The sequence below is a fragment of the Microbacterium sp. CFSPD4_SD4 genome, assembly GCF_057364585.1.
Genome location: NZ_JBNFOC010000012.1, coordinates 1 through 26,084 on the forward strand (window position 1 = coordinate 1; position 26,084 = coordinate 26,084).

18 protein-coding genes and 1 pseudogene are annotated in these 26,084 nt (G+C 70.4%); 4 read left to right on the forward strand and 15 right to left on the reverse strand.

Annotated features, from left to right (window positions below):
* The 5 genes and pseudogenes from AC2W7E_RS14315 to AC2W7E_RS14335 all read right to left on the reverse strand — a co-directional run.
* Nucleotides 1-241: pseudogene (locus AC2W7E_RS14315) on the reverse strand (hypothetical protein); the annotation flags it as partial.
* A 44-nt stretch (nt 242-285) separates the two neighbouring features.
* Complete coding sequence (locus tag AC2W7E_RS14320; protein ID WP_485989368.1) at nt 286-2,739, reverse strand: ATP-dependent helicase; 2,454 nt, start codon at nt 2,737-2,739, stop codon at nt 286-288.
* An 84-nt stretch (nt 2,740-2,823) separates the two neighbouring features.
* A complete protein-coding gene (locus AC2W7E_RS14325) occupies nt 2,824-5,919 on the reverse strand; it encodes a lamin tail domain-containing protein (RefSeq protein WP_485989369.1) in 3,096 nt (1,031 codons plus the stop codon).
* Between the two features lie 133 nt (nt 5,920-6,052).
* The gene (locus AC2W7E_RS14330; RefSeq protein WP_126894123.1) at nt 6,053-7,069 is read right to left on the reverse strand and encodes an ABC transporter permease; all 1,017 of its coding nucleotides are present in this window, start codon (nt 7,067-7,069) and stop codon (nt 6,053-6,055) included.
* A complete protein-coding gene (locus AC2W7E_RS14335) occupies nt 7,066-8,055 on the reverse strand; it encodes an ABC transporter ATP-binding protein (protein ID WP_085606864.1) in 990 nt (329 codons plus the stop codon). The genes AC2W7E_RS14330 and AC2W7E_RS14335 overlap by 4 nt, the downstream gene beginning before the upstream one ends.
* Nucleotides 8,056-8,144: 89 nt before the next feature.
* Between AC2W7E_RS14335 and AC2W7E_RS14340 the strand changes: the two genes are divergently transcribed.
* Entirely contained in the window at nt 8,145-8,543 is a 399-nt protein-coding gene (locus AC2W7E_RS14340; RefSeq protein WP_060922036.1) for a YccF domain-containing protein, read from the forward strand.
* Between the two features lie 10 nt (nt 8,544-8,553).
* Here the strand turns inward: AC2W7E_RS14340 and AC2W7E_RS14345 are convergent, their stop codons facing one another.
* Nucleotides 8,554-9,540: a glycerophosphodiester phosphodiesterase family protein gene (locus tag AC2W7E_RS14345; protein ID WP_485989370.1), complete on the reverse strand. Its 987-nt coding sequence runs from the start codon at nt 9,538-9,540 to the stop codon at nt 8,554-8,556.
* A 92-nt stretch (nt 9,541-9,632) separates the two neighbouring features.
* Between AC2W7E_RS14345 and AC2W7E_RS14350 the strand changes: the two genes are divergently transcribed.
* Together AC2W7E_RS14350 and AC2W7E_RS14355 are read left to right on the forward strand one after the other, a co-directional pair.
* Nucleotides 9,633-10,553 carry a Bax inhibitor-1/YccA family protein gene (locus AC2W7E_RS14350; RefSeq protein ID WP_025103756.1) on the forward strand — a complete coding sequence of 307 codons (921 nt, stop codon included), beginning with the start codon at nt 9,633-9,635 and terminating at the stop codon, nt 10,551-10,553.
* A gap of 160 nt (nt 10,554-10,713) precedes the next feature.
* On the forward strand, nt 10,714-10,986 hold the full coding sequence (locus tag AC2W7E_RS14355; RefSeq protein ID WP_025103755.1) for a GlsB/YeaQ/YmgE family stress response membrane protein: 273 nt from the start codon (nt 10,714-10,716) through the stop codon (nt 10,984-10,986).
* Between the two features lie 96 nt (nt 10,987-11,082).
* Here the strand turns inward: AC2W7E_RS14355 and AC2W7E_RS14360 are convergent, their stop codons facing one another.
* Together AC2W7E_RS14360 and AC2W7E_RS14365 are read right to left on the reverse strand one after the other, a co-directional pair.
* The gene (locus tag AC2W7E_RS14360) at nt 11,083-12,378 is read right to left on the reverse strand and encodes an RNA polymerase sigma factor (protein WP_485989371.1); all 1,296 of its coding nucleotides are present in this window, start codon (nt 12,376-12,378) and stop codon (nt 11,083-11,085) included.
* Nucleotides 12,379-12,391: 13 nt separating this feature from the next.
* On the reverse strand, nt 12,392-12,820 hold the full coding sequence (locus tag AC2W7E_RS14365) for a YciI family protein (RefSeq protein ID WP_025103753.1): 429 nt from the start codon (nt 12,818-12,820) through the stop codon (nt 12,392-12,394).
* A gap of 183 nt (nt 12,821-13,003) precedes the next feature.
* On the opposite strand from AC2W7E_RS14365, the gene AC2W7E_RS14370 reads away from it, so the two are divergent.
* Entirely contained in the window at nt 13,004-15,094 is a 2,091-nt protein-coding gene (locus tag AC2W7E_RS14370) for a glycoside hydrolase family 10-like protein (protein WP_085606870.1), read from the forward strand.
* Nucleotides 15,095-15,154: 60 nt separating this feature from the next.
* On the opposite strand, the gene AC2W7E_RS14375 is transcribed toward AC2W7E_RS14370, so the two are convergent.
* From AC2W7E_RS14375 to AC2W7E_RS14405, 7 genes are all read right to left on the reverse strand, one after another.
* The gene (locus AC2W7E_RS14375) at nt 15,155-16,540 is read right to left on the reverse strand and encodes a glycosyltransferase (RefSeq protein WP_338565557.1); all 1,386 of its coding nucleotides are present in this window, start codon (nt 16,538-16,540) and stop codon (nt 15,155-15,157) included.
* Between the two features lie 8 nt (nt 16,541-16,548).
* Nucleotides 16,549-18,135: a glutamine-hydrolyzing GMP synthase gene (gene guaA / locus AC2W7E_RS14380; RefSeq protein ID WP_062635878.1), complete on the reverse strand. Its 1,587-nt coding sequence runs from the start codon at nt 18,133-18,135 to the stop codon at nt 16,549-16,551.
* Complete coding sequence (locus AC2W7E_RS14385) at nt 18,132-18,644, reverse strand: DUF3817 domain-containing protein (RefSeq protein WP_062635876.1); 513 nt, start codon at nt 18,642-18,644, stop codon at nt 18,132-18,134. Before AC2W7E_RS14385 ends, guaA begins: the two co-directional genes overlap by 4 nt.
* A gap of 73 nt (nt 18,645-18,717) precedes the next feature.
* The gene (locus AC2W7E_RS14390) at nt 18,718-19,989 is read right to left on the reverse strand and encodes a HipA domain-containing protein (protein ID WP_485989372.1); all 1,272 of its coding nucleotides are present in this window, start codon (nt 19,987-19,989) and stop codon (nt 18,718-18,720) included.
* Nucleotides 19,986-20,267: a helix-turn-helix domain-containing protein gene (locus AC2W7E_RS14395; RefSeq protein WP_485989373.1), complete on the reverse strand. Its 282-nt coding sequence runs from the start codon at nt 20,265-20,267 to the stop codon at nt 19,986-19,988. Before AC2W7E_RS14395 ends, AC2W7E_RS14390 begins: the two co-directional genes overlap by 4 nt.
* A 172-nt stretch (nt 20,268-20,439) precedes the next feature.
* Nucleotides 20,440-25,080: an ExeM/NucH family extracellular endonuclease gene (locus tag AC2W7E_RS14400; protein ID WP_485989374.1), complete on the reverse strand. Its 4,641-nt coding sequence runs from the start codon at nt 25,078-25,080 to the stop codon at nt 20,440-20,442.
* 241 nt (nt 25,081-25,321) lie between these two features.
* On the reverse strand, nt 25,322-26,080 hold the full coding sequence (locus AC2W7E_RS14405) for an SURF1 family protein (RefSeq protein ID WP_315108779.1): 759 nt from the start codon (nt 26,078-26,080) through the stop codon (nt 25,322-25,324).
* Between the last annotated feature and the right edge of the window lie 4 nt (nt 26,081-26,084).

A 26,084-nucleotide genomic window follows, 5' to 3' on the forward strand; every position in this document is an offset into this window, starting at 1 on the left:
GCCGCGGCTGCCGCCGCGGGCCGTCCGGATCCGGAAGCGCGACCTCGGGCCCGGCTTCGGCGCCGACACCGCGGAACGCCTGCACCGAGATGCCGACGGTGGGCGAGGCCTCGGCCGTCGACGCCTCCGACTCCTCGGTCGCCGTGCTCGCGTCCTCCTCGCTCTCGGTGGCCGGAGCGGCGGAGGGGGCGGGAGCGACGGCGTCGTCGCCGGACTTCTTGCGGCGGGAGAAGAGGGCCATGGGAGCCAGCCTAACCGTGTCTCCCCGCCCTCTCCGCCGCGACGTCAGAGCTTCTGGATCGGGGCGACCTTGATGAGCAGCTTCTTCTGCCCTGCCGTGTCGAACCGGACATGGGCGATGCGCTTGGCGCCTTCGCCCGTGACGGCGTCGACCCTCCCCTCGCCGAAGTCGTCGTGCCGGATGCGGTCACCGGCAGCGAGCTCGAGGTCGCCGTTGTCGCGCATCTTGGCGGTGACGCGGTTGGGGATCTTGTCCATCGCCGTGGAGAGCGGCTTGAGGGACTCGCGGGGCAGGGCCTTCACGCCGAAGCGGTCGCCGGACCCACCGGAGCGACGGGCGTTCAGCGCACGCGACTGCATGCCCCCGCGGGAGTTCACGTCGCCCGGGGACTGCCTCCAGTCGATGAGGGAGGCCGGGATCTCCTGCAGGAACCGGCTGGGCATGGCGACCGTCACCTCGCCGAACTGCGCGCGGGTCATCGCCAGGGACAGGTGCAGGCGCTTGCGGGCGCGGGTGATGCCCACGTAGAACAGGCGTCGCTCCTCCTGCGGTCCCCCGGGCTCCCCCGCCGAGATGCGGTGCGGGATGAGGTCTTCCTCCACGCCGGTGACGAAGACCGCGTCGTACTCCAGGCCCTTGGCGGTGTGCATCGTCATGAGCGAGACCGATCCGGACTCGTCGTCGAGGTCGTCCGCGTCGGAGACCAGCGCGACCTCGGTGAGGAAGTCGGTGATGGTGCCCTCGGGGTTGTTGCGCGCGAAGTCGCGGGTCACGGCCACGAACTCGTCGAGGTTCTCCACGCGGGCCTCGTCCTGCGGATCGCGGCTGGCGCGCAGCGCGTCGAGGTAGCCGCTCTTGGAGAGCAGCAGGCTGAGCCCGTCCGCCACGGAGGTGGGCGGCGGCACCTCGCCCGTCGGCGGCAGCATGATCGCGGTCGCCTCGGCGAGCACGGCGTCGAGCTGGGCGATGGCGGCCTGGATCTTCGGCCCGACGCCGAGCTGGCCCGGCAGCGACAAGGCATCGCGGAAGGAGATGCCGTGCTCCTCGGCGAAGCGGGCGATGGCGGTCTCGGTGACGTCGCCGATGCCGCGCCGCGGCTTGTTGAGGATGCGGCGCACCGCCATCTCATCGGCGGGGTTGGCGACCGCCACGAGATAGGCCAGCGCGTCCTTGATCTCGGCGCGCTCGTAGAACTTCGTGCCGCCCATGATCTTGTAGGGCACGGCCGAGCGGATGAAGATCTCCTCCAGCGCGCGGGACTGCGAGTTCGTGCGGTAGAAGACGGCCATCTCCGAGTACGGCATGCCCTTGCGGTGCAGGGCCTCGATCTCGTCGGCGACGAACTGGGCCTCGTCGTGCTGCGAGTAGCCGGTGAAGCCGATGATCTTGTCGCCCTCGCCGCGGTCGCTCCAGAGCTTCTTGTCCTTGCGGTCGAAGTTGTTGCCGATGACGGCGTTCGCCGCGGAGAGGATGTTCTGCGTCGAGCGGTAGTTCTGCTCGAGGAGCACGACCTTCGCGCCCGGGAAGTCGCGCTCGAACTCGCTGATGTTGCGGATGTCCGCGCCGCGGAAGGCGTAGATCGACTGATCCGAGTCGCCGACCACCGTCAGCGACGCCCCGGCCTCGCCGGCGCCCGGCGCCGGCGAGGGGTCGGGCTCGAAGATCATCATGCCGTTGGAGGCGTAGGGCTCGGGGGTCGCGCCGACGCCGGACACCGGACGGGTGAGCTCGTGGATGAGCGCGTACTGCGCGTGGTTGGTATCCTGGTACTCGTCGACGAGGATGTGCCGGAAGCGGCGGCGGTAGGTGTCGGCGACCTGGGGGAACGCCCGGAACAGGTAGACCGTCTGCCCGATGAGGTCGTCGAAGTCGAAGGCGTTGGCCTTCTGGAGCTGGCGCTGGTAGTCGGCGAAGACCTCGACGAAGACGCGCTCGGCCGGGTCGCTCATGTTGGCCTGTCGCGCGTAGGACTCGGCATCGGAGAGTTCGTTCTTGAGCTTGGAGATGCGCCCCTGGACCGCCGCCGGGGTGAGCCCGTAGGCGTCGGCCTCGTGCTCCTTGACCAGCCGCTTGAGGAGGGCGCGGGAGTCTCCGGAGTCGTAGATGGTGAAGTTCTTGGTGAACCCGAACTGCTGCGCCTCGCGGCGGAGGATGCGCACGCACGCGGAGTGGAACGTGGAGATCCACATGCCGCGCGCGGCGTCGCCGATGAGCCCCTCGACGCGCTCGCGCATCTCGCCGGCGGCCTTGTTGGTGAAGGTGATGGCGAGGATCTGGCTCGGCCACGCCTCGCGGCTGCGCAGGAGCGAGGCGATGCGGCGCGTGAGCACGCTCGTCTTGCCCGAGCCGGCACCGGCGACGATGAGCAGCGCGGGGCCGCGATACGTGACGGCCTCGAGCTGCTGGGGGTTGAGGCCGGCGAGGAGGTCGTCCTGCGCGGGGGCGCCGGAGGACTGCGGGCCGACGGATCCGGGGACGATGAGAGGGGCTTCGGTCATGACCTCTCGAGTCTAGGCGGCGGCACCGACATCGAGGTCCCCGCCGGGGAGGGATGCAGGCGACCGCCCGCACCCCTCCCCCGGTCAGGCGGTGCGCTTCCGACGGCGCAGCGCGAGGACCCCGGTCGCGAGGAGCATCAGCGCGAGCGCGGTGGCGGCCACCGGCAGGTCCGCTCCGGTCGCGGCCAGCCCCTCGCCCGCGGCGGTGACGCGCAGGTCGGCCCAGCCGAGGAGCGTCCCATCCGCCGCGTAGACGGCGATGCGGTGCGCGCCCAGCGGCGCGTCCATCGGAACGGTGACCGCGAGGGCACCCGTCGCCGAAAGCGTCCCCGCAGCCAAGCGGACCGGGTCGGAGTACATCCAGACCTGCGCCCGCGCTCCGACGGCATCCGCGCCGACCGTGACGGTGACCCGCTGCCCCCGTGCGGCCACCGCCGGATCGACGGTGACGCCGTGGCGGTTGCCGTCCACGAGCTCCGAGCCGGGAAGCGGCGGGTTCTCCCCACCAGGGTTCTCGCCGCCGGGGTTCTCGGCGCCTGTGCCGCCCGGCAGCGTGCCGGTGCGCAGCGCCTCCGAGGCGAAGCCATCGGCGAACCACCACACCGGACGCTGTCCGTCGACCGCGAGCGATGCGGGAGCCGTGGTGAAGCCCTCGTTGTTGATGTCGGGCATGCCCGCGGGCCGTGCGTAGTGGGCGATCCCGGGCTGGGCGGTCCCGTTCAGGCTGAGCTCGGCGGAGCGGCCCTGGCAGCCGTCGTCGCACACCGCCCACAGGGTGCCGCGGACGGCATCCCAGTCGAGCGCCATGACACCGGTGAGCCCGGGGGAGATCTCGGAGACGAGCGTGGCCGTGCCGTCCCCGGCGAGCGCGAAGGCGTAGACGTGCCCATTGTCCTCCACCGCGACGAAGAAGAGACCGTCGCCGTGTCCCGGATGCACGGCCGGGTCGTAGGCCGTCCCGGTGGTGTCGTCGAAGAGCTTTCCGTTCAGCGCACTGTCCGGCACCCACTGCACGGCCTCGATGCCGAGGTTCGCGCCGACCGCCGGGAGCATCGCCGTGAGATCCCATTCCCGCTGCGCCACGAGATCGCCGGCCGCCGCGTCCGGATCGACCTGCAGCAGCACGTTCTGGTTCACACCCTTGGCGCTGTTGTCGCGCTCGGACGCCACGTAGACCAGGCCCCTCCCGTCGACCGTGATGCCTTCGGTGTCCGGCCCTGCGGCGCCCGGGTTCCCGGCGTCCTTGGCGAAGCGCACGCGCTTGCCCTCGTCCCAGCCCGCGGCCTTCTCCACCGAGCCGTCCGCGTGGGCCTCGAGCTTCCAGATGCGCCCCTCGCCGTTGTCCACGGCCCAGAGGAATGCCCCGTCCGCGGTCTCCTGCACGTCGAGGCCGGAACTGTCCTCGAGGAACGTCGGCACGTCGTCGAGCACCCGCACCTCGGCCGACCCCGGCCAGGTGCCGACGGCGACCTCGCCCGCGCACACGTTCGGCGCGCCCTTCGTCGGCGTCGCGGTCGCCGCGAAGGCTCCCGTGGTGTCAGGGCAGCGGCCCCAGGAGGTCGCCGCGTGGCCCTCGCCCCAGGCGGTCTCGTCGATGAGCAGCTCACCGTCGAAGAGGCGGACGGCGTCGCCCGCGCCCAGCCCGAAGCCGAGGGCCGAACGCTCGATGACGAAGAAGCCTCCGGCCGGGATCGTCGTGCCGACGGGAACGGTGTAGGCGTGGGCGTCGTCGTCGTCCTTCACGACGGCGCCACCGATGTCGAGCGAGGCGCCGGTCGGGTTGACGAGCTCGATCCAGTCGTCCGGCGCCCCACCGTCGGACTCGACCTCGTTGATCCGCACCGGGTTCCCGCAGGCGTTGCGCTGCCCCTTCGTCGCTGCCGGCGCGTCGATGAACGTGCCCGTCCCGTCGGCGCAGCGCGCCCAGACGCCGTCGGCATGCGCGGAGTAGACGTGCTCGTCGATGGTGAGTCCGTTCGCGTCCCGCAGCGTCACGGTGTCGCCGTTGCCCAGCCCGAAGACGAAGTCGGTGGGCTGATCGAAGACCCGGTATCCGCCCGGGGGCAGCAGCGTCCCCGCCGGCAGCGGCGTCGTCTCCGAGGCGTGTCCGACCGGATCGCCGTCCATGACGGTCCAGCCGGACAGGTCGACCGTGGCGCTGCCGGTGTTCACGACCTCCACCCAGTCGGTCGCGTCGCCGTTGGACTCGATCTCGTTGATCGCGACGTCCGGGAGGACGCAGGAGTTCGCCGCTCCCGGGGTCGCGTGGGCGAGCACGAAGGCGCCGGCACCGTCCGGGCAGCGCGCGAGCGTGGCGGCGGCGAAGTCCCCGTCGATGGCGGCGTGTCCCTCCCAGGGCTGCGTGTCGTCGACGAGCGTGCCCGCGGTGTCGAAGAGGCGGATGCGGTCGGCGCTGCCGATCCCGATGGAGTCGCGGAACGCCGCCTCCACGCCGTCGACGAGCCCGATCGTGCCCTCATCGACGACGAGGAACGCTCCTGGTTCGATCGTGGCGCCCGGCAGGAAGCGCCACCGGTGGTCATCGGAGTTGTCGCGGATCTCGTATCCGGAGACATCGAGCGCCTCCGTCCCCGAGTTGTGGAACTCGACCCAGTCGGCCGGCTGCGAGTCGACCTCGTTGATGCGGATCGACCCCGCGACCGGCGCGACCCGGCAGTCGTTGGGCGCGCCCGGTGTCGCCGCCATGGCATGCGCCCAGGCGCCCGTCCCGTCGGCGCAGCGCGCCCAGACCGCCAGCGGCGCGGTGTTCGCGTAGGCGTAGGAATCGACCTCGACCCCCTCCGGGTCGTGGAGGACGACCTCGTCCCCCTTGCCCAGGCCGAAGGCGAAGTCCACGTCCTTCACCAGGACGAGGAACGCGCCCGGTGCGAGCACCGTCCCGGCCGGTGCCGCGCCGAAGCTGTCGCGCTTCTCGTCCGAGACCCGCCAGCCGGTCAGGTCGACGCTCGCCGAGCCCGCGTTGTAGATCTCGATCTGGTCGGCGAGCCCGGTCGGCGCGTCGTCGTACACGATCTCGTTGAGGACGAGCCCTGCTTCGCCGGTCGGCGCGGGCTCGCCGGGAGGGATGGCACCGGAGGCGGCGACGGGGGCGGAGATCAGGGCGGCGGCGCTCAGCGCGCACGCCGCCGTGACGGCGGCCACGGAGTGCAGTCGGGGCATGGGGGCTCCTGGAAGAAGGCTCGACTGAGCGCAGACGGGTACCCGTCCAGACCACCGCTGCCGCATGGCCGTCCGTCGACCCGTCGGTGGACGGCCGGTGAACGGTCGGTGGCGTCTTCCTCGGCCCCGACGCTCAGGCGATGCGGGTGCCCGGCGGCAGCCGCCGCGCGGGCGTCCGGGTGCGGGCCCATGCTCCCGCGAACAGCGCCCCCGCGAGCACGACCTGCACGCCGAGCCCGACGAACCAGCTCGGCACGGTCTCGTCGATCACCTCCTCGGCGGTCTGAGAGCCGCTCTCCGGATCGCAGTCGTCCCAGCGCTGCTCCAGCGGCGAGAGCTGCGCGCTGCGGACGCCCCACTTGATCTGCCCGTACAGATCGACCGGATAGCCGTCCTTGCTGAACTCGGTGGGGGTCGCGTCGGCGAGCACGACGAACGGGTTGGCGGCGAGCGCCCACCACACGAGGTCGAACCGCGGCGCCTCGTACGTGTAGCTCTCCCAGCTCTCGCAGTCCACGTTGCCGTTGTTGTCGTAGGGGCGGCTGTAGCTCGTCGCCTCGCTGCGCACGGCCAGGCCGCCGAGCGCGAAGACGATGATCGTGCCGATGACGAGTGCGGAGACCACGAGGTAGGTGGACGCGACGGAAAACAGCGGGCGGGCGATGAGGCCGCTCAGGCCGACGCCGATCGCGGCGACGATGACGATCTCGACGGCGAGGATGAGCAGCGCCACGAACAGCACGATCGGATCGGTCCCGCCCGCCAGCAGCGACGCCGCGAGGAAGGGAACCGCCACCAGGAGGAACGCGCCGCCCGTCGCGATCGCCGCGAGCAGCTTGCCCAGCATGATGTCGCCGGTCGACGCCGCGGTGACCTGGATCGGCGCGAGCGTGGCCGCCTCCCGGTCGCCGTTGATCGCGTTGCCGCTGAGCGTCGGCGAGACGAGCACGACGAGCAGCAGGACCACGTTGACGACGATGGACGACACGCCCGCCCCGACGTCCTCCCCCCAGGAGTACACGGCGAACGACAGACCGGTGACGCCGAGGAGCACCAGCGCGAAGACGCCGAGAAGCACGTACCAGCCGATGCTCCGCAGCCGCTGGGTCAGTTCCAGGCGCGCGATGACGCCGATGTTCGCCAGGCTCATGCTCCCGCCTCCGTTCCGTGGGGTGCCGCAGGCGGCGGGGGCGGCGGGGTCGTCGCCGCGAGCGGCTGCGGGTGCCGGAGCGCGAGGAACGTGTGCTCCAGATCGCTCTGCGCGGGTGCGAACTCCGCGACCGGCAGCCCCGCCTCCACGAGGAGACGCAGCGACCGGGCGGCGGCGTCCTCCCCGGGGAAGCCGACGAGGACGGCGCCGCGGTCCACGGCGAGGGACTCAGGTGCCAGTCCGAGAGTCGACGCGACCTGCCACGTGTCCGCGTTCAGGCGCTCCGCGGTGGCACCGGCGAGCCGCACCCGCCAGGCGCGGACCGTGCTCTGCGCCGGAGCGGCATCCACCACGGCCCCGCCGACGAGGAAGACGGCATCGTCGACGACCTCTTCCAGCTCGGACAGCACGTGGCTGGAGATGAGGACCGTGCGCCCTTCGGCCGCGAAGCGGCGCAGCAGCACCCGCAGCTGCACGCGGGCCTCGGGATCGAGGCCCGACGCCGGCTCGTCGAGAAGCAGCACCTGCGGGTCGTGGACGAGAGCGCGGGCCAGGCCGAGCTTCTGCTTCTGCCCCCGGGAGAGCACCTTCGCGGCGGAGTCCGCGAGTTCTCCCAGGCCGACGAGACCGAGGAGGTGCTGCGCCCGCCGCTCCGCGTCCGCGCGGTCGATCCCGTAGAGGCGGGCCGTGGTCACGATGGTCTCGCGGGCTGTGAGGGAGGGCCAGGCGCCGAGGGCGTCCGGCATCCACCCCAGCACGCGACGCGCCGCGAGCGGATCGGCTTCGGGGTCGATGCCGCCGATGCGGATCGAGCCGCTGTCGGGGGCGAGCAACGAGGCGAGCATCAGGAGCAGCGTCGTCTTGCCCGCGCCGTTCGGGCCCACCAGGCCCGTCACCCTTCCCGCCTCTGCGCGCAGCGTGGCCCCTCGCACGGCCTGCACGTCCCCGAACGCCCTGCTGACGTCGTCCACCACTATTCCGGTCATGCGGTCAGTCTGGCATCGCTGGGCGCGAGCGCCGGGGACCTCCGGGCTGATGCCCAGCCGCGCCGCCCCGCGGGTGACACAATCGCTGTATGCGCACGATCCTCAACATCATCTGGGTCATCCTCGCGGGCTGGGCGCTCTTCCTCGGCTACGTGCTGGCCGGCCTGCTGCTGTGCATCCCGATCATCACGATCCCGTGGGCCATCGCGTCCTTCCGCATCGCCGCCTACGCCATCTGGCCGTTCGGCCGCGAGGTCGTCAGCAAGCCGACGGCCGGCGTCGGCTCGTTCCTCGGGAACGTGCTCTGGGTCATCCTCGCGGGGTGGTGGCTCGCGCTCGGCCACATCGTGTCGGGACTGGCGCTGTGCATCACCATCATCGGCATCCCGATGGGCATCGCCGACTTCAAGATGGTCCCGGTGTCGCTCATGCCGCTCGGCAAGGAGATCGTCTCCACCCGTCAGGGCGCGTTCGACCGCACGCTCTGACCCCGACGGGTCAACTGCGGAAGAACGCCACGCCGAGATCGGGGTGGTCGACGAAGACGCCGTCCACGCCCTGCCGGGCGATCACGCCCCACTCGGCCTCGTAGTGCCCGAAAGCGCTCTTGCCTCCCGGACCGCGGTAGGGCGCCGCGAGGAAGGCGTTCTCCGGACGGCAGGTCCAGGTGAAGACGGTCAGGCCGCGGGCATGGGCATCGGCGACCAGCGTCGTGCCCGGCGCCGGGAGCATCTTCTTGTCGACGCTGATCCCGTCGACCTGACCGACGAGGCGATCCAGATTCCCGGGGGTCACGGTCTCCGGGTAGCTCAAGGCCTTCGATCCCTCGGCGACGAGCAGGTCGTACGGCTGTCCCGCCGCCTCGATCAGGTACACGAAGCTCGCGTCGACGCCCGCGGCGCGGAGCTGCCCGAGCACGGTCGACTCGAAGCTCTCCACGATCAGCGGCAGCTCCCCCGCCGCCCATCCGGCGTCGCGCAACTCCCGCGCGATGAGGGGCGCGAGGTCGAGTCCGATGCTCGCGAAATGCGTGGCGTGCTTCACCTCGAGCACGACGCCGATCGGCCGACTCTGCTCCTGCGCGGCCGCCCGCACGAGGTCGAGGACGTCGCGCAGGCGCAGGATGGGTTCCGTGCCGTCGAAGGAGGCGCTGGACGCCCGGAGCTTCGGCAGCCGTTCCCGGCAGCGCAGCGTGGACAGCTCCGCCCAGGTGAAGTCCTCCGTGAACCAGCCGGTCAGTGCGGCACCGTCCACGCGCCTCGTCGTGCGGCGATCCGCGAACTCCGGGTGATCGGCGACGTCCGTGGTGCCGGAGATCTCGTTCTCGTGCCGCACGACCAGGACACCGTCTTGGGTGGCGACCACGTCCGGCTCGACCGCGTCGACCCCCATCGCGAGAGCGAGCTCGTAAGACGAACGGGTGTGCTCCGGTCGGTGACCCGGGGCACCGCGATGCCCGATGACGAGCGGAGATTTGCTGGGCACGCTCACAGCGTAAGGCACCCCGGGAGTGTCGCCTCACGGGTATCGTGGAGGAAAGCGACCTACGACCCCCCTTTTGGAGTGAGGCCCACCTGATGAGCAACTTCGCTTTCAACAATCCTGCTTTCCAGCAGCAGGACCCGCGCAACGTCGCGACCTACCCGGGTGCGCCCCAGGGCGCTCAGGGCGCGCAGGCCGCGTCGCTCCAGCACGGCGCGATGGATGCCGCCGCCAACGCGCAGCTCGAGGGCATGTACGCCGCTCCCGCCGCAGGCGCCCTCGAGACCGACCGGATGTCCGTCGAGGACACCGTGTGGAAGACCGCCGGCCTCTTCGGCATCCTCCTCGTCACCGCCGTCGTCGGCTGGGTGCTGACGCTCGGCGGCCTCGACGTGCCGCGCTACGACCCGTACAACCCCGCTGCCGTCAACGTGCTGCCCTGGGCCCTCGGGGCGCTCGGCGGCTTCGTGCTGGCGATGGTCATCACCTTCACCTCGCGCAAGAAGGTCCGCCCCGCGCTGATCTTCGCCTACGCGGCCTTCGAGGGTCTCTTCATCGGCGGCATCTCGGCGTTCTTCGAGGTCCGTTGGCCCGGCATCGTCTTCCAGGCGACGCTCGCCACCGTCTCGGTCGTCGGCGTGACCCTCGCCCTCTTCGCGAGCGGCAAGATCCGCGCCTCGAAGAAGGCGACCAAGATCTTCATGATCGCGATGATCGGCTACCTGGTCTTCTCGCTCCTGAACCTCGTCCTCATGTGGACGGGTGTCAACACCAACGCCTTCGGGCTGTTCAGCCAGGAGATCATGGGCATCCCGCTCGGCCTCATCATCGGCGTCCTCGTCGTGATCATGGCGGCGTACTCGCTGGTGCTCGACTTCGACCAGATCCAGCAGGGCGTGCGCAACGGCGCTCCCCGCAAGTACGGCTGGCTCGGCGGCTTCGGCATCATGGTCACCGTCGTCTGGCTGTACGTCGAGATCCTCCGGATCATCGCGATCGCCCGCGGCAACAACTGACGCGATCCGTCGCGACGAGAGGCCCGTCTCCCTGGGGAGGCGGGCCTCTTGCCATATCCGGGAGGCCGCGCGCAAGGGGTTGGCACGCGATTCCGGAGCCGGGCACAGTAGGTGTCACGAGGCCCCGGCACCCCGGGGCTCCTGACCCAAGGAGCTGACCATGAGTTTTCTCGGCTTTCTTCTTCTCGGCCTCATCGCCGGAGCCATCGCGAAGCTGATCCTGCCCGGCAAGCAGGGCGGCGGATGGTTCATCACCCTGCTGCTCGGCGTCGTCGGCGCCCTGCTCGGCGGCTGGCTCGGCAGCCTGATCCTCAACCGTCCGCTCACCGAGTTCTGGGACCTCGGCACCTGGCTCCTCGCCATCGGCGGTTCGATCATCGTGCTGCTGATCTACGGTCTCATCGCCGGCCGCGGCCAGCGGGTCAACGACTGACGCAGACCCCACTCGACGCGCTCCGCGTCACCCACGCCCGTCCCTCACGGCTGCGAGAGCATCCGTGAGGGGCGGGTCTTTTCGTGCCGCAGACGGTCAGCGCTCGGCACCGCGCGCCTTGCGCTCCAGGAGCTCGCGCTCGCGGTCGTTGCCCGCCAGTGCCGCGGCGGTCGCGAACTCGCCGCGCGCCTCGCTCTCCCGGCCGAGTAGGCGCAGCAGCTCGCCCCGGGTCGCGGGGAGCAGGTGGTACCCGCGCAGCGCGCCGGACCCGGCCAGGTCGTCGAGCAGCCGCAGGGCGGAGGCGGGCCCGGTGGCCATGGCCACGGCGGCCGCGCGATTCAGCTCCACCACCGGGGACGGGGTGAGCCGGCCCAGCGCCTCGTAGAGGACGACGATGCGGTCCCAGTCGGTCTCCTCCACGGACGGCGCGACGGCATGGCATTCGGCGATGGCGGCCTGCAGACTGTAAGGCCCGCGTCCGCGGCCGAGTCCGTCCGCCCGCGCCAGGGCTGCTCTCCCCCGCGCGATGCGGCTGCGGTCCCACCGCCGACGGTCCTGATCGGCGAGCAGCACCGGGTCGCCGTTCCGGTCGGTCCGCGCCGGGAAACGTGCGGCCGTGAGCTCCAGGAGCGCGAGCAGGCCGTGCACCTCCGGTTCCCGGGGCTGCAGCGCGGCGAGCACCCTGGCGAGCCGGATGGCCTCGTCGCTCAGCTCCGGCCGCATCCACTCCGGACCGCTGCTGGCCGCGTGCGCTTCGTTGAAGATGAGATAGAGCACCCCGAGGACCGCGCCGAGCCGCGCCGCATGCTCCTCCCGCGGTGGCACCTCGAACGGCGCGTGCGCGGCCGCCAGCGTCTTCTTCGCGCGCACGATCCGCTGTTGCACGGTCGCCGTGGGGACGAGGAAGGCGCGGGCGATCTCCTCACTCGTCAGACCGCCCACGACCCGCAGCGTGAGCGCGACCTGCGCCTCCCGGGAGAGGACCGGGTGGCACGCGATGAAGAGGAGGCGCAGCACATCGTCGTCCACGGCATCCGGGTCCCACGGCAGCTCGTGCCCCTGCGCCTGCTCCTGTTCCAGGTCGTGCGCGATCAGCGCCAGACGGTCGTCCAGCCGCTCGCGGCGGCGCCATCCGTCCACCGCCTTCCGCTTCGCCACGGCCGTCAGCCACGCGGCGGGATTCTGCGGCACGCCCTCGGCGGGCCATTGCCGCAGCGCGGCGACCAGGGCCTCCTGCGCGAGATCTTCTGCCAGGCCGAAGTCGCCGACCATCCGCGTGAGTGCGCCGACGATGCGCGCGGACTCGATGCGCCACACGGCCGCGACCGCGCGCTCGGCCGCCTCCTGCGCAGAGGCGGCCGAAGTCGTCGCGGGGCCCGGGAAGCGGTCCATCAGCGGACGGGGGTCACGCCTGCTCGGCGCGGCGGGCCTGCTCCTCGCGCCAGCCCGCCTCCTTCTCGATCCACTCGTTGTCGGCCGGGAAGTCCTCCGGGCCGGTCACCCGGCGCACCTCGAGGAACGATCCCGGTCCGAGCGGCGCCCGGCTCGCCCATTCCGCGGCCTCCTCACGCGAGGAGACCTCGATGATCCAGAAGCCGTTGAAGAGCTCCTTCGTCTCCCCGTAGGGGCCGTCCGTGATGAGCGGCTTCTCGGCGCTGAAGTCGACGACGAAGCCCTCCGCCGCGTCGGTCAGGCCTTCCCCGGCGACGAGGACGCCCGCCTTCATCATCGACTCGTTGTAGCGGCCCATGGCCTCGATGACCTGCTCGAAGGGCATCTCCTGATAGGCCGCCACCGCGTCGTCGGTCGCGCGCATGATGAGCATGAACTTCATGATGTTCTCCTTGTTCCGAAGGGCCGTTCCTCGACCCTCTCATCACAGACGTCGAACGGGAACGGCGGAGATCGACATCGGGGCGAAAATTCCTCCCGGTCTTCTGCCGAGAGCCACATCGGCATAGAGTTTCAGTTCAACCCCTTTCAGTGGAAATTCTTTTCCAGATCGAACGAGGACTCGATGAAGAGACGCATCGCCGCCACCGCCGCGGCCGCCCTGCTCCTGCTGGCGCTCCCCACGACCGCCGGAGCGGCCCCCGACGAGGAGCCGCTGACCCGGTACGTCAAGGACGCCTCCGGCACCTACGGCTACGGCACGGAGCCCGTGCACACCTATCCGGGATCCGGCGAGCAGGTCGCCATCCCCACGACGCTGACGCCGGAGAACCGCCGCTTCTCCAGCGCCTGGGTCGGGACGATCGGCAACCTGAACTTCGGCAAACCCGCCGACGCGGCGGACTTCGACGCCCGCTACGCGACGGTGCTCGACGACTTCGCCTCCTGGAACATGAACGCCGTGATCTTCCAGGTGCGTCCGCTGCTGGACGCCTACTACCCGTCGGCGCTCAACCCGTGGTCCGAGTTCCTCACCGGCGCCCAGGGCGCCGATCCCGGCTATGACCCGCTGCAGCGCATGGTCGAGGCCACCCATGCCCGCGGCATGGAGTTCCACGCGTGGCTGAACCCCTATCGCGTGACCAACGCGAAGATGACCTCGCCGGGGATCCTCACCGCCCTCGGCCTCACCGCGGACCAGGTGAAGGCACTCTCCATCCCGCAGTACATCGCGGCACTGAACGACGCCGGCATCCTCGCCGACGACAACTTCGCCGTGCAGCACCCCGACTGGGTCCTGTCTTTCGAGGAGAAGCTGTTCCTCGACCCCGGCCAGCCCGAGGTCCCCGCGTACGTCGCGGCCACCGTCGCCGAGATCACGGAGAACTACGACGTCGACGCCATCCACTTCGACGACTACTTCTACCCGTACCGGATCACCGTCGACGGTCAGAACGTGTTCTTCGGCGCGCAGGGCGAGGACCGGGCGACGTTCGAGGAGTTCGGCCTCACGGCGGGCTATCCCGACACCGTCGCCGGCATCGAGGCGTGGCGGCGCGACAACATCACGGGTCTGATCACCCTCGTCGGCGACGCGATCGACGCCGGCAACGCGGCCCGCGGCACCGCCGTGCAGCTCGGTATCAGCCCGTTCGGGATCTGGGAGCACGAGGCGCTCGACCCGGCCGGATCCCACACGCCGACGAGCTCGTCGCAGACGTACAGTCAGGCGGTCTTCGCCGACACCCGCGGGTGGGTGCAGGACGAGCTGATCGACTACATCGTGCCGCAGATCTACTGGAGCTTCGATCAGGCGGCCGCCCCGTACGGGGAGCTGGCGCAGTGGTGGAGCGACGTGGCCGCCGGCAGCCGCACCCAGGTCTACGTGGGGCATGCGCTCTACAAGCACGTCAACAACGGCGGCTGGGAGCAGGCCTGGATGAATCCGGAAGAGGTGCCGAATCAGATCCGGTACAACCAGAAGCTCGACGGCATCGAGGGCAGCGTCCTGTTCAGCTACAACGACATGAAGCCGAGCGACCTGGCCGCTCTGCCCGCGGATCAGCAGCCCAAGCACGAGGCGAAGAACACCGCGATCGAGCTCCTCGAGGGCGAGGCCTTCGCCCACCCCACGCTCGTTCCGGCCAAGCCCTGGCTCTCGGACGGACAGGTGGCCGCCCCGGTGGCCCCCGAGGTCGTCGACGGCGAGCTCCGCTGGCAGGCCGGCGACGCGCGGGAGGCCCGCCAGTATGCGATCTATCGCGGTACCGGCGATCCGGCGCAGATCGTCACCACCCCGGGCGCGCTGGTCGACACGGTCTGGGCAGGCGGTGCGGCGTCGTTCCGCTTCCCCCTCCCCGCTGACGAGGCCCCGGCCGCCGCGCGCGCCGCGACGGAGACCTGGGTGGTGACCGCGCTGGACGCGGCCGCCGTCGAGAGCGCGCCGGTGGCTGTCGCGGTGGACGAGCCGGTGGATCCCACCGATCCGGGAACTCCGACGGATCCCACCGATCCCGGCACGCCGGAGGACCCGGACTCCGGGGGTGACGATGACGCCGCCGCCTCTCCCGTCGGCGGCGCGTCGCGCGGCGACCGCGGCGACCTCGCCGCGACCGGCGGCGATGTCCCGATGATGGCGCTGCTCCTGGGCGGACTGCTGCTGACCGCCGGCGCCGTCACGGTCGGAGTGACCGCCTTCCGGCGGCGCACGCGATAGGACCGTCGACCGCCGGGGCGTCGTCCGCGACTCTCCGGCGGTCGACCGGGTCGCGGACGGTCAGCGCCGCGAGGGAGCGCGGACGGCCGCGGCGATCGTCGCGGTCAGCGCCTCCACGGAGCGTGCAGGGCTCCACGCCGCCGCGACGAGCGGCGCCTCCGCGCGGAGCGCCGCGAGCCGGTCCGGATCGGTCAGGAGGTCCCGCAGCGCCTCCCCCAGCGCCGTGACGTCACCGGCGGGCACGAGCACACCTCCGCCGGCGCCGAGCACATCGCGGATGCCGTACCGCACGTCGTACGACACCACAGGGGTGCCGTGCAGCAGCGCCTCGACCACGCCGAGCGGCTGTCCCTCGAACGCGGTCGAGGTCACCAGGACGGACGCACGATCGAGCACGGTCGCCGGATCGGCGGTGTACCCGCAGAGCCGCACGCGGTCGGCGCCGTCGAGCTCGGCGATCAGCGCCGCCAGCCGCTGCTCCTCCGCACCCGTGCCCCAGATCTCCATCCGGGTGCCCGGCACGTCCGCCGCCAGGAAGGCGCGGATCGCGTGGTCGACGCGCTTGCCCGCCGCGAGTCGGCCCAGCACGACGACGAGGCCGTCCTCGCGCAGACTCTCCCGACGTTCCACGGGCTCGATGGGGTTCGGCACCACGACGTGGTTCGCGGAGGAGCCGAATCGCGCCACCACGTCGTCGCGCTGCGTGGCCGTCGGCCAGATCACCGCGTCGAAGCGGTCGGCCAGGCGGAACCACCGCGTCCAGAGCGTGTTCATGGGTGCGTCCGGCGTGTAGGGAGCCTCGACGTGCATGGTGTGGATGGGGTGCAGGATGCGCACGCGCGGGTCGCCCCAGTCGGCGACCAGTTCGCCGAGCTGACGCGATTCGCAGATCACGACGATCGGCCGGTCGCCCAGCGCCGCCGTGACGTGGTCGAGCCAGGCACCGTAGAGCCCGCGGAAGCCGTGCAGCGCCCCGACGACCGCACCGCTCTCGTCGTGGACGAGGACGGGCTCGTCCGTGAGGTGCCAGTCCGGGTCGCCGGGGATCACCGGGAGGGCCACGAAGGGACGACCCTCCGGGTCCGCGAGCACCCGGTACTCCACATCGGGGTCGGCCGTCACCGCGTCATCAGCCGCGTCCCGCAGCCAGGCGGCGGCTCCGCCCTCCGGGGCGACGGCCTCGTCGAAGAGGTTCCGCAGACGATCCGGGTCCGCAAGCGCGCCGCGGTCGGCGAACACGCGGCGATGCTCGGCGTGATCCGCGCGCGTTCCCGGATCGAAGGTCAGCAGCTGCGGACCCCGGCCCTCGCCGGCGCCCGCTCCGGCGAGCAGCCGGGCTCGCGCGAGTGTCGCGATCGTGTACCCGCCGTCCAGCCCGGGGATCAGACGGCTGGACAGCACCAGGTACTCGGCGTCCGGGAGGACCGGTGCCGAGACCGGGGGCATCGCGCCCCCTACTCCCACTCGATCGTCCCCGGCGGCTTCGACGTGACGTCCAGCACCACCCGGTTGACGTCGCGGACGCCGTTGGTGATCCGGTTCGAGATCTTCGAGAGCACGTCGTACGGCAGACGGGTCCAGTCGGCGGTCATCGCGTCCTCGCTGGAGACCGGACGCAGCACGATCGGGTGGCCGTAGGTGCGGCCGTCGCCCTGCACGCCCACCGAGCGCACGTCGGCGAGGAGCACGACCGGGCACTGCCAGATCTCCTGGTCGAGGCCGGCCTTGGTCAGCTCCTCGCGGGCGATGGCGTCGGCCTCACGCAGGATCTCGAGACGGTCAGCGGTGACCTCACCGATGATCCGGATGCCGAGACCGGGCCCCGGAAACGGCTGACGCCCGACGATCGCCTCGGGGATGCCGAGCTCGCGGCCGATCGCGCGGACCTCGTCCTTGAACAGGGCCCGCAGCGGCTCGATGAGCTCGAAGTCGAGGTCGTCCGGAAGACCGCCCACGTTGTGGTGCGACTTGATGTTGGCGGTGCCCGCACCGCCGCCCGACTCCACCACGTCCGGGTAGAGCGTGCCCTGCACGAGGAACTTCACCGGCGCGCCGCCGTCGGCCTTCGCCTCCTCCACGAGGTCGAGCTGCACCTTCTCGAACGCGCGGATGAACTCGCGGCCGATGATCTTGCGCTTCTCCTCGGGGTCGGTCACGCCCTGGAGGTGACCGAGGAAGGTCTCCGCGGCGTCGACCGTGATGAGCCGCACACCGGTGGACTCGACGTAGTCCTTCTCGACCTGCTCGCGCTCCCCCTTGCGGAGGAGACCGTGGTCGACGAAGACGGCCGTGAGCTGGTCGCCGATGGCCTTGTGCACGAGAGCGGTCGAGACGGCGGAGTCCACGCCGCCGGACAGCGCGGAGATGACCCGGGCGTCGCCGACCTGCTCACGGATGCGCTCGATCTGCTCGGCGATCACGTTGTCGGGGTTCCAGTCGGACGCGAGGCCCGCACCCTTGTGGAGGAAGTTCTCGAGCACGCGCTGACCGTGGTCGGAGTGCTTGACCTCCGGGTGCCACTGCACGCCGTAGAAGCCGCGCTCCTCGTTCGCGAAGGCGGCGACCTTCGTGGCCTCCGTCGTCGCGAGCACCTCGAAGCCCTCCGGTGCCTTCGCGACCTGGTCGCCATGGCTCATCCACACGTTCTGCTCGGTCGGCTGCCCGCTGAGCAGCGTGCCGCCGTCACCGGAGATGACGGCATCCGTGGCGCCGTACTCGCGGAGGCCGGTGTGCGCGACCTCGCCGCCGAGGGTCTGGGCCATGTACTGGAAGCCGTAGCAGATGCCGAGCGTGGGGACGCCGAGGTCGAAGACCGACGGGTCGAGCTTCGGCGCGCCCTCCTCGTACACCGACGAAGGTCCGCCGGAGAGGATGATCGCGACGGGGTTCTTGGCGGCGATCTCCTCGGCCGTGGCGGTGTGCGGCACGATCTCGCTGTAGACGCCGGCCTCGCGGACGCGGCGGGCGATGAGCTGCGCGTACTGGGCGCCGAAGTCGACGACGAGCGCGGGGCGCTGCTGGGTCTCGGACTGTTCGGTCAACGGACACCTTCCGGGGCGATCGCGGAGGCCTCGGCGGCCTCCCGGGTGGCGAGATAGGTCTTGACTTCACGGGCGACGATCGCCTCCATGAAGAACGACAGCAGCGGGATGACGCCGCCGAGGGCGAGGAGGATGAACCGGCGGAACGGCCAGCGCATCAGGCTCCACATGCGGAAGCACGCGAAGAGGTAGACGACATAGAACCAGCCGTGGGCGACGAGGATGAACAGCGAGATGTTGAAGCCGTCCCCGAGGGAGGTCATCTCGCACGAGTTCGTCCACGGCGCGAACAGCGACCACCACTGGCAGTCCGGCCCCGCGATGACGCCAGCGAACCAGAGCGGGCCGCCCGATCCTCCGGCGAAGAGCTCGAGGTGGATCGGCGTGTACTTCAGCACCATCTCGGCGAGCAGCAGGAGCAGCATGACTCCCGTGATGATCGACGCGATCTGGTAGAACTTCAGCGCACCGCGGATCGCCGGAAAGCTGGCGACTTTCGGTTCGGGCATGCCCCCAGTCTAGTCGGCGCGCAATCCTCCCGAATCCGCCCCTCACCGGCGGTCACCGCCTGACCGGACGAATTCACCACCCATGATGGTGAGCGCGTTCCCCGACAGCGTCGACGAGTCGATCCGCGTAGGTGAGGCCGTCGTCGTCGGCCAGGAGGTCGGCACGCGCGGCCACGAAGGCGTCGGCGACCCCACCTCGGATGCGTTCGACGGCCTCCCGGGCCGTCCGCGCATCGACTCCGAGCGTTTTGGCCGCTTTCAACCAGTGCGTCATCCCGATACGTGCCATCACCCGCTCGCCACCGATGGACACCGCGGAGGGCATCGGTTGATCTCCCCTGTAGAGCGCGTTGCTTCCGAGGTCATAAAGGGGCGCCAGCCGCATCTGCGTCCCGAAGTGGATGACCGAGTAGTTCTTGGCGTGCGCATCGGTATTCGCCGCAGCGCACGTGAACACGAGCGCTTCGAACAGCTCGTTCGCCGCGCGGCGCTGCTCTGACGGCGCGAACGCCCGCAACACGCGGGCGAACTTCTCCAGCCCGGGACCGCCGTCGGATTGGTACTTGAGTGCGGGATCGACGCTGAGTGCCTGCGCGAAATCTTCCTGATGGAGCCGGTGGAGCCGGTCGCCGGTCCGGAAACGGTCATAGCGCTCCGCCACGAAGACGAAGTCACCGCGGTCCGTGACCAGGAGCCCGTGGTCAGCGACCTGAAGCCCCAGATGACGCCCTGCCCGCATGGTCAAGAACTCGTTGACGTCGTGACGGCCACCACGCGCTGCAGGTTTGAGAATGTGCGTGGTCGGCGTCGAATCACGCGGAAAGCCCCATTGGCCTTCGTCTGAGCGGTACAGCGCAAGCTTGGGCTGGGCTCCGGCGAGGCTCCAACGAAACTCGTCGTACCTCTCGGACCAGTCCCCCGCGGAATCGACGACGGACGCGACGAGTTCGCCGAGGTCTTCGACGAAATGCACGTCGCCCGTACGCACTTGAGCATCGTCGGATGCTTCGCCCGGAGCCAGCAGCTGGAGCGCACCGGCTGTATCGCGTCCGACGTGTCGGAGGAGCGCCATCGGGTTGCGGGGACTCGTATGATGCGCAGCAGCGATGGCTTCCAGCGTCGCAGGGTTGTCACTCAACAACCCTTGCAGGAAGGGCCTCGCTACTCGGTTACCGTACACCGCACCGGGTACGAGGGGCATCGAGATCGAGAGGGGCGTCGCCACGGGCGACAGTCCATCGTCGTACGTGAAGCTGATCGCGCCCTGCGCGTTCTGAGAGAACACGCCCGTGCGCTGACCGTCGACGAAAGCGACGAGATCGACCTGGGCAGAAGTAGCTTTCATCGCCCGTCGTCCTTCTGGTTCCGTAACGTACTCAAGTCGAACGCGGAGTCGCCTCGCACAGACTCCTGAACACTCAACTGCAGCCCGAGAGACTCGACAACCTGCAGAACACGGCGAAGCGTCGGGTTGTCGAGATGCCCGGTCTCCAGCTTCACCAACCACAGCCTGTCGACAGCCGCCCGCTCGGCGAGTTCGGTCTGACTCCACCCTCGGCGCAAACGCGCGGCCCTCAGGACGGCGCCAAGCTGTCGCGGCGAGTGGAATGGCTGACTCTCCATGACACCTCCACGTGTGTGTTTAAACACACTAGCCCATCTGTGTCATAAAAGTAACACTTCACGGTGTGTGTTTAAACACACCTCTCAAGCATGCCGCGGAGCACACAAGCGGGAACGACGGAGGCCGCCGGGTCGCCCCGACGGCCTCCGCCTCGTCATCCGCCGATCGGCATCAGAACCATCCGGTCAGGAGGTCCCACAGCCAGTCGACGATGTCCTTGATGATCCCGCCGATGCCGCCGGCGCGGTTGACGGTGACGGTGGCCGTGGCCTCGTCCCCGTCGGCCTGCGCCACCGCGACGGTGTACTTGCCGGGCTGGGCGTTCTTCGGCACCGTCACCGAGGTGCTGAACGTGCCGTCCTCCCGGACCTGCACCGTGCCCACCTGGACGCCCTGGCCCTTCTTCGGCCGGAGCTCCACCGTGACGGTCTCGCCGGGCTGGTAGCCCTCGCCGGTGACGTCGAGCTTCTTGCCCGCGGCCACCTTCGAGGAGCCGAGCGCGATGGTCCCCGCGAACTCCTCCTCGCCGGCGATCGTGAACGGCACCTGCACCGTCGTGCCCGTCGCCGGGACCTCGACCGTGAGCTGCTGCTCACCGAACACCCCGGACGGCACCGTGAAGGTGAGGGTGGCGCGGCCGCCCTCGTCGGTGGTGTCCACGATGGTCGGGTCGACCGTGCCGGCCGCGAGCTGGGTGTCGCCGAGCGACAGCGTGACCGCTCCCGGCGCCGCCTCGCCACCGCTGAACGCCAGTGAGGAGAGCGAGACCGTCACCTGGTCGCCGGCGCGGTAGCCGTCGGCGTCCGCCGGACTGACGGTCACACCGACCGCACGCTGGGCGAGGTCCGGCGAGGCCGTCTTGTTCGCGTCGAACCAGTCGACCATCGACTGGAGGTCGATCTTGCCGGTGTCCCGCTTGCCCGCCCCCTCCTTGAAGGTGGCGAAGTTGTCGCCGCCCGCCGCGAGGAAGGAGTTCGCCGCCACCGTGTACTCCCCGTTCGGGTCGATCGCGGTGCCGTTCAGCTTGATCGAGGTGATCCGCGAACCCGCGGCCGCCGTCGGGTCGTACGTGTAGACCAGACCCTCGGAGACGCCGAGCTTGAGGAACGGTCGGGCCGATCCGGCCGGCTGCCACTGCTCCTCCAGCACACCCTTCAGCTGCGTGCCGGTGAGGGTCAGCGTCACGAGCGTGTTGGCGAACGGCTGGACGGTCGCTGCCTCCCGATAGGTGACGTTGCCGTCGGGGTCCTCGGGGTTGCTCGACGCGTAGGTGAGGTTGGCACGGATGCCACCGGGGTTCATGAGAGCGATGTCCGCACCCGTGGACCACTTCTGCACGTCGGCGACGAAGTTGCCGATGGTGGACTCGCCACCGCGGTTCTCCGAGCCGTTGGTCTGCCGCGCGCGGTTGAAGTCGGCGGTGATGTCGCCCACCTTCACCGCTCCCAGCACGTCGGCCTCCGCCTTCGCCTTGTCGACGATGGCCTGCACCTCCGGCACCGCCGGGTACAGCGGCTTGCCCGCGGACGTGAGGGGCTTGATCTCGTTGGTGATCGAGAGCAGCTCCTTCGTCTTCGGGTCGACCTGGATGTTCATGAGGCCGAGGTTCTCGCCGTACTGCCCCGCCGAGACGACCGGTCGGCCGTCGATGACGTGGTTGTAGGCGAGGTGCGTGTGCGCCGAGACGATCGCGTCCACGTCGTCGTCGACTCCGTAGACGATCTCGCCCAGCGGCGAGTCCTCGGTGATCGCGGACAGCGCGGTGCTCTCCGCACCCTCGTGCACGAGCAGGATCACGACGTCCGCTTCGCCGTTGGCCGGATCCCCGTCACGCAGGTCGTCGGCCACGGCGTTCACCGAGTCGGCGATGCTGCGCACCTCGAGATCCGCGATGCCCTCGGGCGAGACGAGCGAGTCGAGATCCTCCGTGACGGCGCCCACGAAGCCGACGCGCACGCCGTCGAGCTCCTTGACCCACGCCGGGGCGAGCGCGGGCTCACCGGTCTCCGTGAGGAACACGTTCGAGGAGATGTACTCCCAGTCCGCGCGCTCCTGCACCCGGTCGCGCAGGTCTTCCCAGCCCTGATCGAACTCGTGGTTGCCCGCGGCGCTCACGTCCAGGCCGGCGGCGTTGAGCGCGTCGATCGTCGGGTTGTCGTCGTTGATGAAGGAGGTGAACGTCGACGCACCGATGAGGTCGCCGGCTCCGGCGAAGATCGTGTTCGGGTTCGCTGCACGGAACTGCTGCACCGCCCCCGCGAGCACGGCGGCGCCGGCCGCAGCCCCGTCGGCCTCGATACGGCCGTGGAAGTCGTTCACCGTCACGACGTCGATGTTCACTGGCGGGATCTCCGAGGAGACGCCGACGAGGATCGGGTCGTGGTCGCTGGACCGGTACGGGGTGCCCTCGTCGGTGGCGCCGAACGCGTAGCCGCGGTCGCTCCACTCCGGCGAGTTGATGCCCCACACACCGGCGCCCGTGATCGAGGAGACGAGCGACGGCGAGGCGATCACGTGGTCGAGCGAGCCGAGCTCCCCGTCGAACGTGTACGTGTACTGCCCTGCGGCCTTGTCGGCGGCCACGTCGCTCCACCCCTGCGAGGTGAACACGTCGATCGGGTCTTCCTGCCCATAGGCGTTGAAGTCGCCGATCAGCAGCATGTCGCTGCTGCCGCTGCTCTCGGCCAGCTCATCCGTGAAGGCGAGGATGGCCTGCGCCTGCTTCACCCGGTCGGCGTTGAAGAACCCCTGGCCGTCGGCCGGCTCCGCGCCGGCACCCTGCGGCGGGGACTTCGACTTCAGGTGGTTGGCGACGACGGTGACGACGCGGCCGTCGATGTCGAACGCCTGCGCGATCGGCTCGCGGGCGTTGCCCCACACCGACTCGTCGGTGACGGTGGCGCTATCGCCCACGGTGCTGACGGCGTCCTTCTTGAAGATGATCGCGTTGGTGATGTAGTCCGTCGTCGCCGGGTCCTGCAGCGCCTTCGGCGTGCGCACGTAGTCCCAGACGTCCGCGCCCGCGTCGGCGTTGAGGCCGGCGACGAGGTCCTTCAGGGCGGTGTCGACGGGTTTGCCGAGCTTGACCGAGTTCTCGATCTCCATCAGCGCCACGATCTCCGCGTCGAGGCCATTGATGGCCGAGACGATCTTGGACTTCTGGATCGCGAACTGGGCGGCGTTCGCCGCACCGCGGGCGTCCGCGTTCTCGCTCTTCAGCGTCGTGAAGTAGTTGTAGACGTTGAACGACGCCACCTGCGCGTCGCCGCCCACCTCGGGGGCCTTCTCGGGGCGCGGGTTCGTCGGCTCGAAGGTGACCTTGCGCTCCGCCGGGGAGGCGTCGTCGATCGGGACGACCGGCTGCAGGCGCCAGTCGTCGAAGCCCCACTGGAGCACGTAGCCGTTGGACCCGAAGTCGACGGTGTCGCCGTTGCGGACCACCGTGTCCTCCGTGAAGTACGGCTGCTGGCCCGGGTGGCCGTTGTTGGTCACCTGGATGGACCAGGCGTCGTCGAGCAGGATGCGGTTGGCGCGGTTCTCGGCCGCGATGGCGGCCGCGTCGGCCCCGGGACGCGTGGTCTCGGTGCTCTTGACGTTGAGGTCGTCGCCGGCGTTCAGCCACAGCGCCCCGTAGTTGTACAGCTGGTGGCTCGACGCGAGCCGGTAGGTGCCGGTCGGGGCGACGTACATGTTCTCGTACTGCTCGCGGTCGGCACCGCGCACGGTGTCCGGGAGCGGCGTGAGGGCCGGCACGCCCACACCGGCGGTGACGACGGAGACGTCGGCCACCGCGGCGGGAGCGATCTGGGTCTGGCCGTAGTACTCGCTCACGGTGCCGGTCACCGAGACGAGGTCGCCGATCTCGAGCGTGGGGGCGAGCGCGTTCAGGAAGACGAAGACGCCATCCGAGGCGCCGGGAGTCGCGTCGGTCTCGCCGCCCGAACCCTGCGTCTGGATCACGATGCCCTTGTAGCCGCCCGTCCGGTGATCGGCGGTGACGACGCCCTCGACGCGGACGCGCTGTCCGGCCAGCGGCGAGACGTCGCCGGTGCCCTGGACCTCGGCGATCGTGGCGGTCGTGGGCTCCGTCCCCGGCTCCTCGCCCGGGTCGGTGCCGGGATCGGTGCCGCCGGAGTTCTGCGGGGTGATGGTCGCCGACAGCGCGAAGTCCGTCTTGTTGTCGTCCGCGTCCGCGCCGTCCGTGCGGTTCAGCGACCGGACGTCGGTGTTGCTCGTGGGGGCGGCGGCGGCCGCCGTCTCGAAGGTGTTCGAGGTGCCGTAGCCGAGGAGGTCGATCACGCCGTCGACGCCGACCGTCGAGCCGGGAGTCAGGGTGACCGCCGCGGTGCCCTCGACGAGGGCCAGCGTGCCGTTGGTGCCGCTCGGGCTCAGCGTCGTCGTGGCGTCGGGGGTCGGGAGGGCGGCGCCGTTGGTGCCGTTGCTGTTCCCCTGCACGAGGAAGTAGCCGCCCGCGGGGATCGTCCCCTTCAGCGGTGCGACGCCGTTGAAGGCGCCGGTCCCGGTCGCGGAGCGGTACTGCAGGGACAGGCCGTCCAGGGTGACGGGCGCCGTCGTCGGGTTGTACAGCTCCACGAACTTGTTCGTGAACGCCGCCCCGGCGCTGCCGCCGGACAGATACGCCTCGTTGATCACCACCCCGGTGCCGTCGGTGTTCGCCGACGCGGGCGCGGCCACCAGCGAGCCGAGGCTCAGGGCGGCGACGCACGTCGCGGCGAGAGCGCCCACGCGCCCTCGGATTCTGCGGTGCGAGACGGGGGTCAGGGTCTCCCCGTGCTCAGGAGCGGACATCATCGGTGCTGTCTCCTCGATCGTGTTCCGGCGCTGCTCAGGACGCTGTCATCGCACACATCGGGAACTCCCAGCGTGCGCACATGGAGCGAGCATACGGAGCGGTTCAGACATCCTCAACGGAGTTTTCCCATTGGTCACCGAGCGCTCACCGAATGGCCGCGACACCCCCTGACGAAGGTTCACACCGGGCCGACCCGACGCGCAGAAGCGCAGCATCCGACGCGCGGATGCGCAGCGGGTGTCAGGGAGCCGCGGAGCCCTGCGCCTCGTCGAACTCCTCCACCTCGCGCTCCCAGGCGTCCTTCGCCAGGCGGTACCAGAGGTAGAACGCGAAGCCGGCGAAGATGACCCACTCGGCGGCGTAGAACACGTTGAGCCAGTTGACCGGCGACTGCTCGTCGGGCGCCGGGGAGGCGATGTCCACGAGTCCCGCGGTCGCGGTCGTGGCGGCCAGGTAGGGACGGTAGACGTCGAGCTGCTCGGTGTCGTGCCAGCGGCTCAGGAGAGCGGCCGGCGACATCCGGTCCATCTGCTCCGGATCCGAGCGCGGAGGCACCGCCGGCCCCTCATCCGAGATGATGCGCCCCGCGACGGGGACCACGCCGCCGTCCGCCTCGGCTTCGAGGCGCTCCACCGCGGCATCGGCGGCCTCGCGATCCGGCGCCCAGCCGATCGCCACCGCCAGCGAGACGCGCTCGTCGACGCGGAGCTGACCGGTGACCCAGTACCCCTCGGCGCCGTCGTTGAAGCGGCTGCCCACGACGAGGAAGTCTCCGGGGATCCAGACACCCTCGGTCTCCACGCGCTGTCCGACGAGGGGCTCGGGCAGGTACTCCCCCGGCTCCACGACCTCGTCGAGCGGTCGGACCTGCTCGGTCGCCCCCGGCGCCGGAGGATCGGTCTCGATCGCCCGCTCCAGCTGCCACTGGCCGAGCCAGGCGAACACGCCGGCGACGACCAGGCACAGCAGCAGCATCGCGACCCAGCGTCCCCGCAGCATGACC

What these genes read in the sequence shown, in the direction of transcription:
- AC2W7E_RS14320 (WP_485989368.1), bottom strand. Translation starts at nt 2,739, where the DNA reads ATGACCGAAGCCCCTCTCATCGTCCCCGGATCCGTCGGCCCGCAGTCC.
- AC2W7E_RS14325 (WP_485989369.1), bottom strand. Translation starts at nt 5,919, where the DNA reads ATGCCCCGACTGCACTCCGTGGCCGCCGTCACGGCGGCGTGCGCGCTG.
- AC2W7E_RS14330 (WP_126894123.1), bottom strand. Translation starts at nt 7,069, where the DNA reads ATGAGCCTGGCGAACATCGGCGTCATCGCGCGCCTGGAACTGACCCAG.
- AC2W7E_RS14335 (WP_085606864.1), bottom strand. Translation starts at nt 8,055, where the DNA reads ATGACCGGAATAGTGGTGGACGACGTCAGCAGGGCGTTCGGGGACGTG.
- AC2W7E_RS14340 (WP_060922036.1), top strand. Translation starts at nt 8,145, where the DNA reads ATGCGCACGATCCTCAACATCATCTGGGTCATCCTCGCGGGCTGGGCG.
- AC2W7E_RS14350 (WP_025103756.1), top strand. Translation starts at nt 9,633, where the DNA reads ATGAGCAACTTCGCTTTCAACAATCCTGCTTTCCAGCAGCAGGACCCG.
- AC2W7E_RS14355 (WP_025103755.1), top strand. Translation starts at nt 10,714, where the DNA reads ATGAGTTTTCTCGGCTTTCTTCTTCTCGGCCTCATCGCCGGAGCCATC.
- AC2W7E_RS14360 (WP_485989371.1), bottom strand. Translation starts at nt 12,378, where the DNA reads ATGGACCGCTTCCCGGGCCCCGCGACGACTTCGGCCGCCTCTGCGCAG.
- AC2W7E_RS14365 (WP_025103753.1), bottom strand. Translation starts at nt 12,820, where the DNA reads ATGAAGTTCATGCTCATCATGCGCGCGACCGACGACGCGGTGGCGGCC.
- AC2W7E_RS14370 (WP_085606870.1), top strand. Translation starts at nt 13,004, where the DNA reads ATGAAGAGACGCATCGCCGCCACCGCCGCGGCCGCCCTGCTCCTGCTG.
- AC2W7E_RS14375 (WP_338565557.1), bottom strand. Translation starts at nt 16,540, where the DNA reads ATGCCCCCGGTCTCGGCACCGGTCCTCCCGGACGCCGAGTACCTGGTG.
- AC2W7E_RS14385 (WP_062635876.1), bottom strand. Translation starts at nt 18,644, where the DNA reads ATGCCCGAACCGAAAGTCGCCAGCTTTCCGGCGATCCGCGGTGCGCTG.
- AC2W7E_RS14390 (WP_485989372.1), bottom strand. Translation starts at nt 19,989, where the DNA reads ATGAAAGCTACTTCTGCCCAGGTCGATCTCGTCGCTTTCGTCGACGGT.
- AC2W7E_RS14395 (WP_485989373.1), bottom strand. Translation starts at nt 20,267, where the DNA reads ATGGAGAGTCAGCCATTCCACTCGCCGCGACAGCTTGGCGCCGTCCTG.
- AC2W7E_RS14400 (WP_485989374.1), bottom strand. Translation starts at nt 25,080, where the DNA reads ATGATGTCCGCTCCTGAGCACGGGGAGACCCTGACCCCCGTCTCGCAC.
- AC2W7E_RS14405 (WP_315108779.1), bottom strand. Translation starts at nt 26,080, where the DNA reads ATGCTGCGGGGACGCTGGGTCGCGATGCTGCTGCTGTGCCTGGTCGTC.